Source organism: Microbulbifer sp. ABF4_107 (genome assembly GCF_056312215.1).
On record NZ_CM149983.1, the window covers coordinates 1,475,311 to 1,493,625 of the forward strand.

The window sequence follows — 18,315 nt, forward strand, 5'->3', positions numbered from 1 at the left end:
GGAGCCAAAAGCCGATTCTACCCGCCCCCATACATATTGTCGAACACTAAACAGTATTGGACATAGTGAGGTGTGCTAAATCCCCTGGTTCTCGCTGGCCGAATGTTTGATGAGCCAATTTGCCAAGTGGTTGGGTATAGGTATGGGTATCCTCTGGTTGGCGGTGCCTAGGTGATAATGTAACATCGCGCTTTTGCTCAGCCTGAAGTGTTTGTATGTACCTGAAACACCTGTTCGCCAAACCATCTTTCATTCCATTCGCGCTGTCACCGCTGGTCGCCGTGGTGAGCTTCAACAGCCATGCGGATGTAGAGTCCGCATCATCGAGCCAGGCGTTGGCAGCCATCGAAGAAGTTGTCGTTACTGCCCACAGGCAACCGTATCGAGGCGGTGTACCACTGCGGTCTCTCCCGCAATCTACTCAGGTACTCTCCGAAGACCTTCTGAATCAGCACCAGATCACGGACCTCCAATCCGCACTGGATTTGTCTGCGAGTATTTCTCGCCAGAACGACCTGGGTGGTATTCAGGATACCTTCGCCATTCGGGGCTTTGCCGGTGATGAAACCATGCCCGGTGGCTACTTGGTCAATGGCTTCAGCGCCGGGCGCGGATACAGTGGACGTCGCGATATTTCCAATGTTGAGCGAATTGAGATCATGAAAGGCCCCGGGTCTGCGCTGTACGGGCGTGGGGAGCCCGGCGGTACCATCAATCTGGTTACCAAGAAGCCCCAGTTTGAAACCGAGGGCTATCTGCAGGCTTCCGCCGGCAACTTCGGCAGCAGCCGCCTTGAGGGTGATTACACCGGGGCTCTGTCCGAGAATATTGCGTTCCGGATCAATGGTGCCTTTGAGGATGCCGATGGATACCGCAATACCAACCCCCGCAAGTATGCCCTGACCCCTTCCCTCCTGTTCAGTCTGGCGGATGCGACGTCACTGACATATGAAATGGAGGCAATCAAGCAGCAGGCGTTGTTTGATCGCGGCATCATCGTGGTCGATGGGGTTCCGGAAGTGCCTGTAACCCAGTTTCTCGGCGACCCGGAAAACGGCGCTACTGAAATTGAGGCGCTCGGCCATCAGCTGGTTCTGCAGCACACCCTGGACAGCGGCTGGCACCTTTCTGCAGCGCTCGGTTATCGGGATTCGACTCAGAAAGGGCTGTCTGCGGACGCAGAGCTCTCTGACGGTCGGCAGCTGATTTACACCGACGGCACCACATTGAGTCGTCAGCGCCGTTCACGGGATTACGCCGCCGAAGATCTTTCCGGACGCTTTGAATTGAGCGGAACCTTCGATACCGGGCCGTTCACTCACCACCTGCTGGTGGGAGCCGATGCCTACGAATTCGAATTGGATTTCAATCTCGGCCGCTGGCGCGTGGATTGGGGCTCCATGGACGACAGTTACGCAATCAACATCTTTGATCCCGCGTACGATGGCATTCGCCCGGACCCGGCAGCACAAATCAATCAACTGCAGATACAGCGCACCCAGGGTGTTTACCTGCAGGACCAGATTGATCTTTCCGAACAGTGGAAGATGTTGCTGGGTGTACGTCTCGACGATTTTGAACAGAGCATTGATGATCGCTTGAGCGGACTGCGTAGCACTATGTCGCAAACTGCCACCAGCCCGCGTGTCGGCCTGGTGTACGAGGCAACATCCCAGTTATCGCTTTATGCGAGCTACGCGGAAGGCTTCCGCCCTAACACTGGTTCTGACTTCTACGGTGCTGCCTTTGAACCAGAGGAAAGTAGATCCTACGAAACCGGCATAAAACTCGAGACCGACGACGGTCGGACCAGCGGTACCCTCGCCCTATTCCAGGCGGAGAAATCCAATGTGCTCACCGTGGATCCGGCGAACCCCGGTTTTTCGACCGCACTGGGACAGGCAGAAAGTCGCGGTGTGGAGCTGGATATTGCCAACCAGATCGCGGAAGACCTGAACCTGGTGCTGTCATACGCATACGTCGATGCAAAGACCAGTACCGATATGGTGAATATTGATTGGGGTGTGGAAATTCCGGCCGGGAGTCCGCTGCTGAATATCCCGGAGCATACCGGCAGCCTGTCGCTCACCCGGGATTTTGAATTCCGTGGCGCACCGGCATCGGCAGCGCTGGGTATTCGCTATGTGGACGAGCGCCTGGGGGAAACCGTCGATCCCGACTATATTTTGCCTGCCTATACGCTGGCCAATGTATCTGCCACTTACGCACCAACCAGCAAGGTCACACTGCTGGCGGATATCGATAACCTTTTTGATAAGCGCTATTACGCGAATTCTTACCACAAGCTGTGGACTATGCCGGGTGCACCGCGCACCTATAATGTAGGCGTTCGATACAGCTTTTAGACCATATTGATGATCGATTGTAGATGATCGATAGGCGCTTCACGGAGTAGATTTCATGGCTACCGATGCTACACCTTTAAACTCTGCCGGACATCCTCCGCAGTCCCCGGGTACCGCGGTGAAGCGCCGTATCGCATCCATCGATATCATGCGCGGTCTGGTAATTGTGCTGATGCTGATCGACCATGTGCGTGAGCGCTTTTACCTGCATATGCAGGTGTCCGACCCGATGGACGTGAACAGTACCGACCCTGCCCTGTTCTTTACCCGGCTTTCCGCACATATCTGTGCGCCGACCTTTGTGTTTCTCACCGGGCTTTCCGCCTGGCTCTACGCGCACCCCAGTAGCGGCAACCAGCGATCGGCGAGTGGTTTTCTATTCAAGCGCGGCCTGTTTCTGGTGTTGCTGGAAGTCACACTGGTGAATTTTTCCTGGGCGGGCAGCTTCGGTACTTTCTGGTTGCAGGTGATCTGGGTTATCGGCTTGAGCATGATTGCGCTTTCCGTGCTGGTCATGTTGCCACGCTGGTTGATAGGCGCCATCGGCTTCGCCATTGTGTTCGGCCACAACCTGCTGACACCAATTACCTTTCAGCCGGGGGAATTTGGTTACAGCCTCTGGACCATCCTCCATGACCGTGGCTTCCTGCTCGATACCGAAGCGCTGCGCATCAAAATCAGCTACCCGCTGTTGCCGTGGATCGGTGTCATCGCCCTGGGATATTTTGCCGGTCCTCTATACGGGCGTGCGGTGGATGCGATCACCCGTCGTAAAACCCTGATCGGATTGGGCCTCGGTTTCCTGGTATTGCTGCTGCTATTACGGGGGTTCAATTTCTACGGTGAAACCCTGCCCTGGGAGGCCGGTGCAACGGCGACGCAAACCGTCATGTCTTTTTTGAATTTCACCAAGTATCCGCCATCGCTGGATTTCCTGCTTCTTACGCTGGGCATCGCCTTCCTGTCACTGGCGTGGTTTGAACCGCGTAAAAACGCCGTGCTGGATGCCCTGGAAGTATTCGGGTCGGCGCCAATGTTCTTCTATCTGCTGCATCTTTATGTGCTGCTGATTCTTTATCAGATTGTCATTGCCCTGTTTGGGCCGAATCATGGAGACCTGTTCGGGGTCGATCATATCGTGTGGGTCTGGTTAATTTCTGCGGTGCTCGTCATAGCGCTGTACTTCCCGACTCTGGCTTTCTCTCGCTTCAAGCACAGTACCAATTTATGGTGGGTAAAGTATTTCTGAGAGGAATACTTGACTCCGAATTACCACGTGCAATTATGTTGCGGTGCAACATAACGAGTGTAAAATAAGAAACCGCGTGTAGAACTGGGCGCCAGATTGTTGTTTGAGCAAGGATCGTCCGGCGCCGGGACCTGCTGAACACTACTGCGATGTTTCAGTCAACGGGTGCCTCGCTACGCCCTGCCGAAGCCGTGTCCACTTCTGCGTATATCTATTTCATCGTAATAGTTACAATGTATCGTGCCTTTATTCCGCCGTATGTTTCCTGCTGCCGCGGAAGCCACTGAGTATATTTCCAATAGGATCCAGATGAATAATTTCCCCAAACGGCTTCTGGCCCATGCATTGCCGGTATTTTCCGGCCTGATTTTTACGCACGGCTCTGCGATTGCTCAGGAAAATGCTGAGTTGAGCAATGACGACCACCAGTCCAAAGAACTGGAGCACATACAGGTATCCGGGGAAACCTACCGCGGGCTGGACAGCCAGACGACACAGCCGGTGACGGTTCTCAGCGGTGATGAATTGGCCCGGAGACGCCAGGGCACTCTGGGTGAAACGCTCAATGCCCTTCCCGGTGTGCACCTCGACAATTTTGGTGCGGGAGCCTCGCGCCCTGTGATTCGTGGCCAGACCGTACCCCGGATCGAGGTTCTGATGGATGGCGCGAACGTATTTGATGCATCTTCCGTTTCTCCAGACCATGCCATTGTCACCGATCCACTGTTGCTCGATGCGATCGAGGTGTTGCGCGGACCAGCGGCGACCCGTTACGGCGGTGGTGCAATCAACGGCGCGGTAAATCTGATCGACAGTAAAGTCCCGAGGGCGGTCCCGGAGGGGGGGATTTCCGGCGCGACGGAGGTGCGCTTGGGGTCTGGCGACGGAGAGCAGACTGCCGTGGGACGGATGACAATGGGGCTCGGCAATGTCGCTTTTCATGTTGAAGGTTCGAGCCGCGAAAGCGAGAACTACGATATTCCCAGCGAGTTCGGTGCCGATGAGCTGGCCGACTCCTTTTCCGAAAGCTCAAATTTTAGTCTGGGTGCGTCATGGATCAATGACAAAGGCTATATCGGCGCCGCTTATACACGGCAGGATGCCGAATACGGTCTACCGGGACACAGCCACTTGAATGGTGTCTGCCACACGCATGGGGCGGATCTGCACTGTGAGGCACATGACGAATTCGAAGATCCTTTTGGTTCGTCCGACGACCATACGGCTTATATCGATCTGCGCAGTGAACGTGTGGATGTGCGGGCCGATTACGCGCAATTATTACCGGGTATTGCGCATACACGTATGCGCCTCTCGTATACCGACTATGAGCACGAGGAAATCGACGGCCCTTCGCTTTTCAGCCAGTACCTGAACGAAGTCTATGATGCGCGTTTGGAGTTCACTCATGAGCCCCTGCTCGGCTTTAGCGGTCTTTTCGGTGTGCAATACACCGATGGTACTTTTTCGGGACTGGATGTAAATCTGGTACAAAACTCGGGTTTGATAACATCGCTTTACATGGCGCTTACAAGTTATGGCCCGCCCATTGAGTACAAGACAGAGAACTATGCGGTATTTCTGAATGAGAGCCGGTCATTCGGTCAGCTCGATGTGGAATTCGCGATCCGGAAGGATAATCGTGAGATTTCCCGGCCGGTACCGGCGTTGATTGAGAATGTTCGCCCCGGATATGAAATGTTGTTACCGGTATTTGTCAGCCTTTATGGGGAAAACTGGATCGACAATTTTAGAGATGAGGCAGCTGAAGATTTCATAGAGAACAACCCTGGCTCGAAACACAGTCCATTATCGACATCGCTCGCGGCGACCTGGAGTTTTGACGAGGCCTACTCGGCGTCTGTATCGATTGGACGTACGGAGCGCGCGCCGAATGTTCGGGAACTCTATGCTTATGGTAATAACCTGGCAACGAACTCTTATGAACTGGGGCTTACCCAGCGCAACCGGGCATCGAGTTCGTTCCCTGAAAACTCCGCGGATATTATGGAGTCTGCCGACTCGCTTGACCTCACCTTCCGCAAAACCAGAGGTGACACGCAATTTGAAGTTGGTGTCTTTTACCAGGATGTGACGGACTACATTTTTGCCCGTCACCTCGAAACCGAAGATGAGACGGGTGTTGCGCATAACTATCTGATGTACGTGGCTGCAGACGCAGGCTTTACCGGTATCGATGGACAGATCAGCCATCAATTCTCGCCTGCATCACGAGTGACCGTTTTTGGTGACTATGTCGATGCTGACTTGAAAAGCGAGGACGACCGATTGCCGCGGATGCCACCTGGCCGCCTTGGTGTGCGCTACGACTGGGAATCCGGTCCTTTCGCGGCGAATCTTGAGTACTATCGCACCGCCAGTCAGGATCGAGTTGCCTCCTATGAAACACCAACCGACGGTTACAATATGGCCAATATGACGGTTAGCTATCGGTTTGATAACGACGCAACGGAGGCTTACCTGCGTGGCGTGAATTTGACGAACGAGCTGGCATTCATGCACACATCCTTCGTCAAAGAGCAGTCTCCACTGCGTGGCCGTAATCTGATATTGGGCGTGAGGCACCAGTTCTGATTACTGATACCTGTGCCAGCCAGCGACGGCACAGGTATTGTTTCTGCCAATGCGGACACCACACAGGAATGGCGTCCATGCAATGATTTAGTGTTGTGTCCGCAGCCCCTGATTCAACGACTGCCGATAGGCGCTGATGGCCGGTACGGCGGCGACGATAAACGTCGTTACCAGCACAGCGCCGATCAATTTTACAGCCTGCTCAATCAGTGGCGTACCGGTCAGATAAATGCCGAAACGTTCGCTGAGCAACGGCTCCAGAAGCCATTGACCTGCGAATACCGCCAGAAATGCACCGGCTGCTCCCAGCAGTACCACCAGTAGTGCCTCCGCCTGAATCAGCAGAAACAGTTGCAGTGGCCCGGCACCAATTACCCTCAGCAGTGCAATCTCCCTGCGCCGTTCGCGCATGGAGGTCAGCAACATAATGCAAAGGCCGAGCAACGCCGCAAGAACCACCATGGCGGAGATCAACAGTAAAATTTTCTCCACCATACCCAGCATCTGCCAGAGCTGGGACAGGGTCACGCCGGGCAAAATGGCCAGTAACGGTTCTCCACGGTATTGGTTGATCTGTCGTTGTAGCTGAAAGGTGGCGACGCGGGAGTCCAGCCCGAGCATAAAGGCGGTAATACTGCTGGGTGTCAGATCAGTGTGCGCCTGACCGTGCGGCTTGTGAACCGCTTCCATTCCTTCCAGGCTGATATACAGGGCGCGATCTACCGGGGTACCGGTGGGTTCAAGTATTCCGGATACGGTAAATGGGTGCTCTTCGTGATGGCTGAAACTGGTGCTTCCCAAACCGTGGGCGAGTACCACAGAGTCGCCAAGCTCATACTTTAGTTGCGTTGCCACCGCGGCACCCAGTACCACATCGTGGGTCTCTGCAAACGGCCGTCCACTGGCGAGGGTCAGCGCCCTGCCCTGACCGTACTGATAGTGATTGAAAAATGCTTCGCTGGTACCAACTACCCGGTAGCCGCGGTGGGAATCGCCGAGGGAAATTGGAATAGTCCAGGCAACCCGTGGCTGTTCGGCAATATCGCGATATGCCTGCCAGGAAATATTATTACTGGGCGTGCCGATCCGAAATACGCTGTACAGCAGTAGATTGATCTCACCGGTGCGTGCACCAACGATCAGATCTACCCCGGAGACAGTGCGATTGAAACTGTCGCGGGCCTGATTGCGTATCTGCTCGACCCCGAGCAATACCGTCAGGCTTACGGCTACGGAAAGTACTGCCAGCAGCACGCTGCCGCGACGGTGCATCAGGCTGCGCCAGGCCAGTTTAAGCAACATTCGTGGCCTCCGGATTCCAGGCCTTGTTCAGGTCGCGCATGTCGGCGGTCATCGGAAAATGTTGCGCCAGTGTGGTGTCGTGGCTGACAAAGATCAGCGTGCTCTCTTCACTTGCATAATTCTCCATCAGCAGTTGCACAAATGCATCGCGGGCATCCCGGTCCAGTGCGGACGTCGGTTCGTCGACCAGTAACAGTTGGGGCCGGTTGATCAGTGCACGGGCAATCGCCACCCGCTGCTGCTGGCCCACGCTGAGTGCTTGCGCGGGCCGTTGCAGCAGGTCATCTGGCAGTTTTAGCTGGGCGATCAACTGGGCGGCGCGCTCGCGCACATCCCCACCGCGACCAAAATGCGCCGCAAGGCGAAGATTGTCCATGACGCTCAGGTAGGGAATCAGATTGAACTGCTGAAACACCACACCGATGCGTTGCGCGCGGAACCTGTCCCGCCCACGGTTACTCAGTGCGCTCAGCGACTGCCCGAAGATCTGTACCTGCCTCTCTCCTCGCTCTTTCGGCGCGACCAGAGTGCCGGAAAGCAGATTCAGCAGGGTGGATTTCCCAGAGCCGGAGGGGCCGCGCAGAAACACGCGGCTGCCCCGTGGTACCTGCCAGTCGGCAATCTCCAACACCGGCGAGCCACCGGCGTATGCGAAGCAGAGCTGTTCGATTGCAATCGCGTTCATAGTTCCTTTTACGTCGCTAATTCCGTGCTGCGCAGGCAGGCGTTCTGATGCTCCAGCTCTCCCTGCAAGACCGGCACCTGTTCAGCGCAGATCTCGGCTGCATGGGGGCAGCGGGTGCGAAATACGCAGCCACTTGGGGGATTGATCGGCGATGGCAGATCCCCTTCGAGCAACTGGATCTGCTTGTGCTTTTCTTTTTGGGGGTCTGGGATCGGCACCGCCGACATCAATGCCTGGGTGTACGGGTGCCTGGGGCCGGCAAAGAGCTTGTCCTTGGTGCCAACCTCTACGGCGTTGCCGAGGTACATGACGATGACCCGGTCGGAGATATGCTTTACCACCGACAGGTCGTGGGCGATAAAGATCAGCGACAGGTTCATTTCCCGTTGCAGCTGTTTGAGCAGATTGACCACCTGCGCCTGAATCGAAACGTCCAGTGCAGACACCGGCTCATCGCAGATGATCAGCTTCGGGTCGAGAATCAGTGCCCGCGCGATTCCAATGCGCTGGCATTGGCCACCGGAGAATTCATGGGGGTATCGGTTGACCAGATTGGGCAGCAGACCCACCTTCTTCATCATGGCCTGCACTTTTTCGGTAACGGCTTGCTTGGGAATATCCGGGCGCAGCGTGCGCAAGGGTTCCGCAATAATGTCGCCGATGGTCATGCGCGGATTGAGTGAAGCCAGGGGATCCTGAAAGATCATCTGTATGTCTTTGCGGGTGGCGCGCAGGGATTTTTCATCCAGCGCGGTGAGATCCTGGCCGAGCCACAGGACATTGCCGTCAGTCACTTCGGTGAGCCCGATAATAGCGCGTGCCAGAGTCGATTTACCGCAGCCGGATTCCCCTACAATACCGAGGGTTTCTCCGGCATAGAGCTTCAGATCTACACCATTTACCGCCTTAAGATTGGCGGGCTTGGTCCACGGCCAGGCGTTTTCCTGCTTGATGGAAAAGTGCACTTTGAGCGCCTGGACATCCAGCAAAACTTCGTTATCGGTGCGTTGCGTATTCTGCATTAGCTGGCCTCCAGAATTTCGGCTAAATCGGCGTGGCAGGCACGCATGCGCGTTCGCGCGAAAGCGGTCAATGCAGGGGCCTGCTGGCGGCAGTGCTCCTGTACTCGGTGACACCGCTCCTGAAATGGGCAGCCGCTGGGCAAGTTGAGCAGATTGGGTGGATTGCCGGGTATGGTGGGCAAAGCCCCCTCTTCTGAATCGAGCCGTGGAATCGCCTGCAGCAGCCCCTCGCTGTACGGATGGCTGGGGCGGTAGAAAATATCGTCGGCGCTGCCGTATTCCATGGTGCGCCCGGCATACATGACCAGAACCTTGTCACAGGCACCGGCCACAACGCCGAGGTCGTGAGTAATCATGATGATGGCGGTGTTGAAATCCCGCTTCAGCTCATTCAACAGGGTGAGAATCTGGGCCTGAACCGTAACATCCAGGGCGGTGGTGGGTTCATCGGCAATCAGCAGTTCCGGGCGGCACAGCAACGCCATCGCGATCATTACCCGTTGACGCATGCCCCCGGAAAACTCGTGGGGGTACATATTCAGGCGCTTGTGCGCCTCGGGAATTTTCACCGCGTCGAGCATCTGCCCGGCTTCGACAAGGGCGTCTCTTTTGTTCAATCCCTTGTGTTTGACCAGTACCTCCGCCAGTTGATTGCCCACTTTCATATAGGGGTTCAGCGAAGTCATCGGGTCCTGAAAAATCATTGCGATTTTGTTGGCGCGAATCCGGTTCAATTCGCGTTCGGGCAAACCAAGAATCTCCTGGCCTTTAAAATTGGCGCTGCCGCTGACAATGCCATTCTTCGCCAGCAGTCCCATCATTGCGAATACAGTCTGGGTTTTCCCGGAACCGGATTCGCCGACAATACCAAGGGTTTCTCCCGCGTCGAGGGAGAAATTCAGGTCATTGACGGCGGTAACAGCCCCTTCCGGGGTGGTGAACTCGACGCGGAGGTCTTGCACATTCAGTAAGCTCATGGGTACCTCTCTAGCGATCTTTCGGGTCCAGCGCATCGCGCAGGCCGTCACCGATAAAATTGAAACAGAACAGGGTCGTCACCATAAAGAGCGCAGGCACAATCAACTGCCAAAGGGCGATCTCCATGGTCTGGGCGCCCTCGTTCATCAGTGAGCCCCAGGAGGTCATGGGTTCCTGAACACCCAACCCGAGGAAACTGAGGAAGGACTCGAACAGGATCATCTGCGGCACCAGCAGCGTGGCATACACCGCGACGATGCCCAGCACGTTGGGAACAATATGCCGGGTAATCATGGCCCACTTGGATACCCCGTAAACGGTGGCCGCCTCGACGAACTCCTTGCTTTTAATGCTCAGGGTCTGACCGCGCACGATCCGCGCCATATCCAGCCAGCTGACCGCGCCAATGGCGATAAAGATCAGCAGGATATTGCGACCGAAGAATGTCACCAGCAGGATGACGAAGAACATAAACGGGAAAGAGTAAAGAATTTCCAGCGTACGCATCATGACACGGTCGGTGCGACCGCCGACAAAGCCTGCAGTGGCCCCGTAGAGAGTGCCAATCAGGACCGCCACCAGCGCCCCCATCACACCCACCATCAGTGAGATGCGTCCGCCCATGGCGGTACGTACAAACAGGTCGCGGCCGAGTGAGTCGGTGCCGAAGTAGTGGCCGGAGGCCAGTGAAGGTGTGGCGTGCATTGCGCCCCAGTCCACTCCATCAAACGCAAACTGGCTCAAAGCCGGACCGATAAAAACAAACAGCGTGACCAGTGCAAGAATGATCAGGCTGGTCAGGGCGGCGCGGTTACTGAAAAAGCGGCGGCGCGCGTCGTCCCACAAGCTGCGGCCTTTGACTTCCAGCTGTGTAGAAAGATTTTCAACCGCTTCTCTATTGGCAGTAGTCGATAACATCTGGGTGACCTCAGCTTACGCGTAGCGGATTTTGGGGTCGACCACTGCGTACAGAATGTCGACAATCGCATTGAAAGTGATGGTGAGCGCGCCGACCAGAATGGTCAGGCCCAATACCATGGAGTAGTCGCGGTTGAGGGCGCCGTTGACAAACAGCTGGCCGATTCCGGGCAACCCGAAAATAGTCTCGATCACCACCGAGCCGGTGATAATCCCCACTAGCGCGGGCCCCAGATAGGACAGCACCGGCAGAATGGCCGGCCGCAGTGCGTGGCGCACGATGATGTAGGGCATGGACAGGCCCTTGGCTTTGGCGGTGCGGATAAAGTTGGAGTTCAGCACCTCAATCATGCTGCCGCGCATAATGCGGGATATGGACGCGATGTAGTACAAGGACATCCCCAGCACCGGCAGCACCACATACTGGGCCGCACCATTGTGCCAGCCACCCGCGGGCAACCAGTCGAGCCAGATAGCGAAGATCAAAACCAGTAACGGAGCGAGTACAAAACTGGGTATCACCACTCCGGCCATGGCGCTGGTCATGATGGTGTAGTCGAGCCAGGTGTTCTGACGCAGCGCGGCGATGGTGCCAAAGCACACCCCGCAGGTGACCGCGACAATAAACGCAAACAGGCCAATCTTGACCGAGACCGGTAAGGCCTGGGCGACCAGTTCGTTCACGCTGAAATCTTTGTATTTAAAGGACGGGCCAAGATCACCCTGCAGCAGGCCACCGAGGTAGCTGAAGTATTGCTGGTAGACCGGCTTGTCGAAACCGTATTTTGCCTCGATGTTCGCCATCACCTCTGGTGTCATGGTGATTTCAGCGGAGAAAGGATTGCCGGGCGCAAAGCGCATCAGGAAGAAGGAGACCGTAATCAGAATAAACAGCGTGGGAATGGCTTCCAGCACGCGCTTGATGATAAATCGGAGCATATGGAACTTCTTTTATAGCTTTTGTTGGTAACGTTCTTGTTGTGAATGGCTTCCCTGCTAAAAATACCCGGAGCCCGCTCTGAAGCTCCGGGCTTTTGGTTAGTGCTCGATGATCCACATATCTTTTGAGTAGTAGTTATCCAGCGGATCAGCGGCGTAGCCACCCACATGGGGCTTGACCATATGTTGGATGACGTACTGGTAAATCGGCGCGATGGGCATATCTTCCGCGAGAATTTCTTCTGCCTGCGCGTAATATTCCGCACGCTTGCCCATATCCATTTCTTTGGAGCTTTTCGCCAGTAATGCGTCGTAAGAGGGATTGCTGTATTTGGCGTAGTTACTGCCGCCGTCGGTCAGCAACAGTTTCAGCATGGTGGACGGTTCGTTGTAATCGCCAATCCAACCGGCGCGGGCAATATCAAAATCGGTATTGGCGCGGGTGGAGAGGTAGGTCTTCCACTCCTGGTTTTCCAGGGTGACATCCACATGCTGCAGATTCTGTTTCCACATGGCACTGATGGCGACGGCTACCTTTTTGTGGTTGTCATTGGTGTTGTACAGCACGCTGAATTTGAGCGGGTTGTCCGCGGTGTAACCGGCTTCCGCCAGCAGCGCCTTGGCCTTGGCGACACGATCGGCTTGAGCGAGCTGGCTCCAGGGCGTCGGCGGTGCGTCAAAGCCCTTGACCACGCCGGGGGTAAGATGGAATGAAGGCTCCTCGCCGCGCCCCATCACCTTGTAGGCCATGATGTCACGGTCGATGGCGAAGGCCAGTGCCTTGCGCACGCGTGCGTCGTCAAACGGCGGGCGTGTGGTGTTGAATTCGTAGTAATAGGTACCGATGTAGGGGGTGGTTTTGACTTCGTCCCCGCGCTCTTTTTTCAGGCGACCGATATGTTCGATGGGGATAGAGTAAGCAAAGTCGATTTCACCGGCCTCGTAGCGCTTCAGCTCCGCATTGGGTGAGGCAATGGGCAGGTTGCGCACCTTCTCGAGTTTTACATTGGCCGCATCCCAGTACAGATCATTCTTTACGTACTCGATACGTTCATTGACTACCCACTCGGTAAGCTTGAAGGCGCCGTTGCCCACGTAGTTCCCTACCCGGGTCCACTGGTCGCCAAATTTTTCCACGGTTGCCTGATGCACCGGTGAAGTGGAGGCATGTACCAGCATGGAGACAAAATACGGTACCGGCGCTTCCAGAGAAACCTTCAAGGTCTGCGGGTCCAGGGCCTCTACCCCTAGATTCTCGGGCGGCTGCTTGCCCTCACTGATGTCCTGGGCATTCTTTACCTTGGCAGCGGCGAGATACCAGGCGTATTTGGAAGCGGTGGCTGGGTCCACCAGGCGACGCCAGGAATAGACGAAGTCGTCAGCGGTGACCGGATCACCATTGGTCCATTTGGCATTATCACGCAGCTTGAAGATATAGGTCTGATTGTCCGTGGTTTCCCAACTTTCCGCGATGGCCGGACGGACACCGCCATCCGGAGCGGCAATCACCAGTGTTTCCATTAGATCGCGCAATAGTGCGGATTCGACGGTACCGGAGATCTTGTGCGGGTCCAGGGATTCTGGTTCTGAGCCGCCCCCGCGCACCAGTGTCTGATCTGCGGCGAGTTTGGTTGGGTCGAGTGCTGCTGCGGGGGTACTGGTGTCTTTGCTGGGCTCCGAGGGGCCACCGCAGGCGGTAAGGCCAAACAGGGCCGTCAGAAGCGCTCCCAGATACCAGCTACGGCGAGAGTAGGAAGATTGGTTGCGTCGCATCATTTATTACTCATTTGTTCTTTTGGAACTTGGTTTATTGTGTGCTTGGCTCTGCGGGCGATCAGCCCGCCGATTAGACTTTATACCGCAAATGTCGCGAAAAGTTCTGCTTGGGTGGCCAGGTCCCGTATTGGCGCTTGCCTATATCACGATGGCACCTGAAAAGACCGACACTGCAAGATCACTGCCAACCCAATCAGACAGAAACCGCGGTTGGCTGCATCGACCTTTTTATGGCGTTTCCTTCAGGGGCGCTAAGCTGTACGATGCAACATATCGTAAAAGATCAGACATTTACACGCCATGCTCAATCGAAACAACAGAACCGGCCGTTCACTATCGTTCACCCTCATACTAGCAGCCTCACTGGGTGTTGGCTGTAGTGATGAAAACCGCGAGGCGGAGCGCGCAAGCGACGCTCAGACGACTGTCGCCTCTGATCGTACCGCTGAAGTATCAGCCCCGGGCGAACCGGAAGCGTCGGCCGAGCAAGCAACCGTGGACTACCGGGAGCTCAAATGGGAGGAACTGATTCCCCAGGAAGACCTGGACGCGCTGCTCAACCCACCGGCTTACCTGGCCACCATCGCCGAGGGTTCCGATGCAGATATGTTCCCCAAGGAAGAGCCCCTGACCATCGACGGCCCCGCCAGCGCTGAGGAAGCGCGCTACCAGCAGGCGCTCCAGTCAACCAAGATCAAGCCGGAGTTCGACCGCCAACAGGTGCGTATCCCCGGCTTTGTGGTGCCGCTGGAGTTTGATGACGATCAGACCATTACCAGTTTCCTGCTGGTGCCCTACTTCGGCGCCTGTATGCACCTGCCGCCACCGCCGCCGAATCAGGTGATCTACGCGAACTTCCCCGAAGGGTTCCAGGTGGAATTTCTCTATGACCCGGTGTACATCGAGGGAGAGTTGCGCACGCTGCCAGAAGATACCGAGCGCGGCAATGCGGCCTATTCCATGAATGTGGCGCGGGTGTCTGCCTACGAAGAATAAACCTTGGCGTGCGCACCCCGTAATGGGAGCGCGTACGCGCATTTTGGGCTACAGACTACAGTGTGCGTGGAATCTGCGATGAGTGGTGGTGCAGAATCGGATTAGGGCTGGCGAGGTCGATCACATAACTGAATCGCGCCTCGAAGTTGAGCAGTTCACCGTCAACTGCGAAGCGCCAGTTGTAGATACCCCCCAGCGTATACTGGTCACTCTTCATTTCCTGGACGGTCAGGGTCTTTTCGTGGAGCGCAATGCTCAACTCCGGCCGGCTTCCCAGCTTTTCAAAATAGTCGCGCAGTTTTTCCGGCGTGTTCAAGATCCGGTTTGAAAACGTAGGGATCAGCACGGCCTGCGGGTCATACAGGTCGAGCAGACTTTCTACGTCTGCACTGTTAACCGCTTGCATCCACTGGTCCAAAATATCTCGTGGCGCATGTGCCATAATTTCGGTCTCCTTATAAAATACAAAATCGTCAATAGACCTCTCTTTCGATTGCTTACAATAAAAAGAAGGCCTCGCTTTTAGGGGATTGCGCAACCCGCTTCCCGTCCGCACAGGATCATTTGTTCGATGCCGATCTTTTGATTTTCGCCTTTCAGACGATCAGAAGGCGCAACTGCCGTGGCGCTGCCAGTGCAGAACTGTAGGTACAGCTATACGGCAGCATTCGCTGTTACCGCTGTGCTCGCTGCGGTGTTTTTCAATGGTTTCTGTTTGACTGGTGTTAAGCCACCCAGGCTTCGAAATCCGATGAAAAAAGCCAGCCAGCAAAGTGGCAGCAGTCCGAGTGACATCAAGCCGATCGCGCTCGGCCCGGTGGTTTCCGGATTGAAACTCGGGCGCTTGCCAAATTCCTCACGGCCCATGGGCAAATCATTAAACAGGAAGTCGTAGTAAAAATTGCGGATTTGCTTGTGGAAGTCGGTGATTCGATCTTGATAGGCTAACTGCGCTGTCAGATCAGTGTCCGCGATCCGATGTAGTGCCGCTTGGGCTCCCACACTGGGCATCAACCAACCTAGACCCTCTGTCCAGCGTTGGCGGGCCTCCAGTCCGCTGCGGTAGGCTTGCACCTGTTCGGCGACGCTTTCGTCACCCACCTGGTGAAATGCAAGGTACCATTTCCAGTGAAAACCCTGTGGCAGCGGCGCGGTATCGCGCCACTCGGGGTGGCTCTCAAAAAAGCGCTGCATCATTTCATCTCGCGGCACTTCCCAGGCACCATGTATGGCTTCGCGTTGCGCCAGCATCAGTTCCATGCCTTGCTGCACGGGAATAGCTCGGATCAACACCATGTTCGCGAGCGTTGGCAGTACCAAGGTCAACAGCGCCCAGCTCCCCATCAGCGCGGTGGCATTTGTTACGGAGGTCCAGTTGCGTGCGCACACCAATAATGACAAGCCTACCCAGAATGCCAGATAGCTGGCGGTAATGATCAACGCAATGAAGAGCGCCAGGGGCCCGGTGCCCGACGCGAGAGCGCCGATCACCAGCGGCAAGGAGAGGCAGGAAAATAGCAATCCGTAGCGCAGTGCCGCGCGCCTTTGGAACAAGCGCGACCCGTCGGGGACAGACATCAGCAGGCGTAACCGCCCGGACTGCCGCTCGGTCGAAATAAGGTCGTGCAGCAGCGCAATGACGAATAACGGTGACAGGTAGATCAGTACAAAAGCAAAATCGAATCTCCCTGGCAACGCCAGTTCAGGGTTGAATGTCTCTCCGTCATGAATCTGTGCCTGTAGGCCCAGGGCACGAATTCGCAGTACATAGGGCGCCACGTCACGCATTCCCAGGGCCATATATGCTGCGTTGGACGGTGCGTCCCAGGTATTGTAGAAGGTGTAGTATGCGAAGCTTCCGGCGTCACCTTTCTCAGCGTGGCGGTCAGCGACGGCCGTCGCATCCTGTTCCTGCAGAATAGCGAGGCGCTCGATCGTATGGCGTTGTTGCGTGACCTGATCCACACCCAGCCACACCGACACACCCGATAACACCAGCAAAAATAGCAGGGCAAAAGCAGAGAGTCTTGAGCGGAAGATCAACCGAAATTCATTGGAAAGAGATTTCATCACCCCGCCCTCCCGAGACGTGTACCGGCAAACCGGATCAGTAAGATAAGAACAGTCAGCCAGCACAACAGAACTGAGCCCGCGGGCAGGATTCGATCTAGAACCTCAGCGGTCGGTGCCGGGCGGAATTGAAACTGAGGGAAACTTTCCCAGTGAGTGTGGGAGACCCGATTTTGTTTGTTCGGGCTGGTATCGTCGGCGTAGGTCAGCTCGTCTACTTGAAGCTGATTCAGCCCTTGGATCAATTCGTAACGATAGGCCTCTCCCTGTTTGAGGAAACGCTGGAAATTCTCAAGGTCGGTACCTGCGGCTGACATTGACAGTCTGCGCAGGGCCAGCGTCGGGCTGAGCCAGGCGAAATCATCGACAATGTTTTTTTGTTTATTTTGTAACTCGAACAGTGCGTTCGCGTAGCGATTGAATAATGCACTGGAAGCCCGCTCGCCCTCCATGCCCACCAGTCCTTTGTAGTTCACCGGGAGGTCTTCAATGCGTGTCACGCCATACTGCGCCAGTACTTTTCCTCGGAATGCGGAGAAATGCGGGTCGTCGGGGTTGTGCGCATCTCCCAAAGCGCGGTATTCGCGTTCGACGTGGATCGCACTCTCAAAGCGCGTCGGCAGCGGCACACTGGAATTTACTAGATCTGGCAGCCAGCGGGGCAACAGAATCACAAAGATTGCCCAGGCGACGAGAAGTGTCAGTAACGCATCACGGCTACGCTTGAGCTGGCTGGAAACGAGGGTCACTAGCAGCGCCCACAGTAAAAGCCAGCCGGTGTATCCCAGGGCAAGTATCAATGCAGACTGCCATGAGGCTTCACTGCTAACGCAAAGCCAGCCAAGTGCGAGCAAGGCTGGCAGCATTATCAGACCGACAAAGCCAAATAGCGCGAGCAGCTTGCCACTTATTATCTGAGTACCGGTTACCCCCTGCACCAGTAACAGGCGCAGTGTGCCGGACTCACGTTCTCTGGCAATCAGTGCATGCCCGACAAATACAAGCAGAAGTGGGGCGAGCACCTGTAGCACGAATGCAGGGCTCAGTTGACCGAAACGCAACATCAAGGAGGATTGGCGGGCGTCGGCAAAGTTAGCGGTGTTTTGCCGGTGCCCCTCCAGAAACAGGGTGTTACCTGTGTAGGCATCTATTCCGGGATCGAATGCGGCCAGCGGATTGAGTGGACGGAATGCAAAGTGCCCGTAATGCACCACTCGATGCGGGTGCCGGTCCGGTTGCGCTTCAAACGCCTGATTGGCGAAAGCCTGGTAGTGCGCTTGCTGGGCATTGGCATTGCGTTGGTGTTCGTAGGCGTTCAGCGTCGCGACAAGAGTTAACAGTACAAACAACAGAAGACCCCATACCGCGACATGGTCGCGTAACAGCAGCCGCCATTCTTCGCGGGCGATGCGCATAACG

14 protein-coding genes are annotated in these 18,315 nt (G+C 55.8%); 4 read left to right on the forward strand and 10 right to left on the reverse strand.

Annotation, left to right across the window (positions count from 1 at the left end; genetic code table 11):
* Positions 1–215: 215 nt before the first annotated feature.
* From ACYX4K_RS06035 to ACYX4K_RS06045, 3 genes are all read left to right on the forward strand, one after another.
* Positions 216–2,366: a TonB-dependent siderophore receptor gene (locus ACYX4K_RS06035; protein WP_475093023.1), complete on the forward strand. Its 2,151-nt coding sequence runs from the start codon at positions 216–218 to the stop codon at positions 2,364–2,366.
* Positions 2,367–2,421: 55 nt separating this feature from the next.
* Complete coding sequence (locus tag ACYX4K_RS06040) at positions 2,422–3,615, forward strand: acetyltransferase domain-containing protein (RefSeq protein WP_475093022.1); 1,194 nt, start codon at positions 2,422–2,424, stop codon at positions 3,613–3,615.
* A gap of 309 nt (positions 3,616–3,924) precedes the next feature.
* Positions 3,925–6,210 carry a TonB-dependent receptor domain-containing protein gene (locus tag ACYX4K_RS06045; protein ID WP_475093021.1) on the forward strand — a complete coding sequence of 762 codons (2,286 nt, stop codon included), beginning with the start codon at positions 3,925–3,927 and terminating at the stop codon, positions 6,208–6,210.
* Between the two features lie 87 nt (positions 6,211–6,297).
* On the opposite strand, the gene ACYX4K_RS06050 is transcribed toward ACYX4K_RS06045, so the two are convergent.
* The 7 genes from ACYX4K_RS06050 to ACYX4K_RS06080 all read right to left on the reverse strand — a co-directional run bounded on the left by ACYX4K_RS06050 (position 6,298) and on the right by ACYX4K_RS06080 (position 13,827).
* Positions 6,298–7,512, reverse strand: coding sequence for an ABC transporter permease (locus ACYX4K_RS06050; protein ID WP_475093020.1), 1,215 nt, complete (start codon positions 7,510–7,512; stop codon positions 6,298–6,300).
* The gene (locus ACYX4K_RS06055; protein ID WP_475093019.1) at positions 7,502–8,197 is read right to left on the reverse strand and encodes an ABC transporter ATP-binding protein; all 696 of its coding nucleotides are present in this window, start codon (positions 8,195–8,197) and stop codon (positions 7,502–7,504) included. Before ACYX4K_RS06055 ends, ACYX4K_RS06050 begins: the two co-directional genes overlap by 11 nt.
* Positions 8,198–8,205: 8 nt before the next feature.
* Positions 8,206–9,219 (reverse strand): murein tripeptide/oligopeptide ABC transporter ATP binding protein OppF, encoded by a 1,014-nt coding sequence (gene oppF / locus ACYX4K_RS06060; RefSeq protein WP_475093018.1) that lies wholly within the window; start codon positions 9,217–9,219, stop codon positions 8,206–8,208.
* Positions 9,219–10,196: an oligopeptide ABC transporter ATP-binding protein OppD gene (oppD, locus tag ACYX4K_RS06065; RefSeq protein WP_475093017.1), complete on the reverse strand. Its 978-nt coding sequence runs from the start codon at positions 10,194–10,196 to the stop codon at positions 9,219–9,221. Before oppD ends, oppF begins: the two co-directional genes overlap by 1 nt.
* 10 nt (positions 10,197–10,206) lie before the next feature.
* The gene (gene oppC / locus ACYX4K_RS06070) at positions 10,207–11,115 is read right to left on the reverse strand and encodes an oligopeptide ABC transporter permease OppC (protein ID WP_475093016.1); all 909 of its coding nucleotides are present in this window, start codon (positions 11,113–11,115) and stop codon (positions 10,207–10,209) included.
* 15 nt (positions 11,116–11,130) lie between these two features.
* Entirely contained in the window at positions 11,131–12,054 is a 924-nt protein-coding gene (gene oppB / locus ACYX4K_RS06075) for an oligopeptide ABC transporter permease OppB (RefSeq protein WP_231757345.1), read from the reverse strand.
* Positions 12,055–12,153: 99 nt separating this feature from the next.
* Entirely contained in the window at positions 12,154–13,827 is a 1,674-nt protein-coding gene (locus tag ACYX4K_RS06080) for a peptide ABC transporter substrate-binding protein (protein ID WP_476178790.1), read from the reverse strand.
* A 303-nt stretch (positions 13,828–14,130) separates the two neighbouring features.
* Between ACYX4K_RS06080 and ACYX4K_RS06085 the strand changes: the two genes are divergently transcribed.
* A complete protein-coding gene (locus ACYX4K_RS06085) occupies positions 14,131–14,826 on the forward strand; it encodes a DUF3299 domain-containing protein (protein WP_475093014.1) in 696 nt (231 codons plus the stop codon).
* A gap of 55 nt (positions 14,827–14,881) precedes the next feature.
* Here the strand turns inward: ACYX4K_RS06085 and ACYX4K_RS06090 are convergent, their stop codons facing one another.
* The 3 genes from ACYX4K_RS06090 to ACYX4K_RS06100 form a co-directional block, all read right to left on the reverse strand.
* A complete protein-coding gene (locus ACYX4K_RS06090) occupies positions 14,882–15,268 on the reverse strand; it encodes a nuclear transport factor 2 family protein (RefSeq protein WP_475093013.1) in 387 nt (128 codons plus the stop codon).
* A gap of 212 nt (positions 15,269–15,480) precedes the next feature.
* Positions 15,481–16,896: an ABC transporter permease gene (locus ACYX4K_RS06095; RefSeq protein WP_475093012.1), complete on the reverse strand. Its 1,416-nt coding sequence runs from the start codon at positions 16,894–16,896 to the stop codon at positions 15,481–15,483.
* Positions 16,896–18,311 carry an ABC transporter permease gene (locus tag ACYX4K_RS06100; RefSeq protein WP_475093011.1) on the reverse strand — a complete coding sequence of 472 codons (1,416 nt, stop codon included), beginning with the start codon at positions 18,309–18,311 and terminating at the stop codon, positions 16,896–16,898. The genes ACYX4K_RS06095 and ACYX4K_RS06100 overlap by 1 nt, the downstream gene beginning before the upstream one ends.
* Positions 18,312–18,315 lie beyond the last annotated feature (4 nt).